This is a genomic window from Pseudomonas sp. EA_65y_Pfl1_P113, from assembly GCF_963970525.1.
Taxonomy (GTDB): domain Bacteria; phylum Pseudomonadota; class Gammaproteobacteria; order Pseudomonadales; family Pseudomonadaceae; genus Aquipseudomonas; species Aquipseudomonas tritici.
This window is the reverse complement of sequence record NZ_CAXAQM010000183.1, coordinates 1-679: the sequence shown is the minus strand read 5'-3', so window position 1 is coordinate 679 and position 679 is coordinate 1. Positions and strand designations below refer to the sequence as shown.

General features: G+C 64.8%; 1 protein-coding gene. It reads right to left on the bottom strand.

Annotation, left to right across the window (positions count from 1 at the left end):
• Positions 1 to 132: 132 nt before the first annotated feature.
• Positions 133 to 679: portal protein (locus AACY52_RS29020; protein WP_339561172.1), on the bottom strand; the 547-nt coding region annotated here is incomplete at its 5' end.

The following is a 679-nucleotide window of genomic DNA, read 5'->3' as shown; positions in this document are numbered from 1 at the left end:
GGAATTGAAAATCGCGCCCGCAATCGGCGCAAATGATGCGCACTGCGGCCGTGTGGCTCGTGACAACACCATCTTGATCAGTCAGACGCCCAACATCGACCGACGCACCGAATTTCATGTGCTCGCAGGTACTCATGCCGCCGCACTCAGGCTGCTCGCGCGCGCGAGGTCGCTCGCCGCCGATGCCGCTCCCTGCAATTGCTCGACGCCGGATGTCGCCGCCTCGCTGTCCTCGCGCGCCTTGCGCTTCGCCGCGACCTGATCGGGCGTCGCGATCCAACTGGGCCGCACGCCAAGCACATCGCCAAGGCCGGGCGCGGCAGCATCGACGTCGATATGGTCGAACACCGCGCCATCGTCGACTTGCGCCAGCGGGGCCATCGCCTCGATCCAGCGCGTCAGGCCCGCCGCTTCCTCCGCCCGCGCCATGCGCGACAGCGGGTTTTCATATTCGATGACGGGATAGGCCCCGGCTTCGATAACCTCATCCGGGAAGGGCTCGACCTGACGTGCGCGCATCGCAAGGTCGAGATCGCGTTGCGTGACCTGGTTCTGTTTCTCGCTTTCGTACCGTCCGGCGTAGGGTGCGACGAGCACGCCCTGTTTGGCGACCATCTCCAGCACCTGTGTCGCGGTCATGCGATCGGAGGGATCGGTCAGGATCTTGAAGAAATCCTCC